This window comes from Ruminococcus sp. AM26-12LB, assembly GCF_003480785.1.
GTDB lineage: Bacteria > Bacillota > Clostridia > Lachnospirales > Lachnospiraceae > Blautia_A > Blautia_A fusiformis.
This window is the reverse complement of sequence record NZ_QUJX01000038.1, coordinates 1-558: the sequence shown is the minus strand read 5'-3', so window position 1 is coordinate 558 and position 558 is coordinate 1. Positions and strand designations below refer to the sequence as shown.

The window sequence follows — 558 nt, the reverse complement described above, 5'->3', positions numbered from 1 at the left end:
CCGGGGCAGAAATCTGAACCTGGATTATGTGATTGAAAGCCACCCGGCAGTTTTAGATGGGTTTATCGACATGGCAAGAGCTGAGATCCGGATGCAGAGGATAGAACAGGCGATAGGAGAAAACGAAGTGACGATCACAGCAGAGACAAGAGGATATGAAGCAGAAGGACATAACGGGACATGGCATACGGTTGATAAAAAGGAATATGCTGGGGAAAAGTTTTTCTTAATGGAACATGATGAATTTGGCTCCGATGTGGCTGGCATTATCGTAGCAGAAAATGGACAGCTTGTAGCGGAGGACTTATGGAATGGATTTGATGAAGGAGCGTTAGAAACTGTATCAGAATATCTGCAGGAAAATGGAACAACACTCTATGACTTGACGGAATTCCCGAAAGATTCTGTTGTAACCCTGCGGAGTGGACAGACACTTACAATCGAAGAAATACAGGCAGTACAGAAAGACATATGGGAAGAAACGATGGCAGGAAAAAATGAATTGGGAACAGATGTCCGGTTTAATTTTCATGCAGTCAGTGAGGTGCAGCTGCCGGA

At 44.6% G+C, this 558-nt stretch carries 1 pseudogene; it reads left to right on the top strand.

Annotation, left to right across the window (positions count from 1 at the left end):
- A pseudogene (locus tag DW694_RS16635) lies at window positions 1-558 on the top strand (hypothetical protein); the annotation flags it as partial.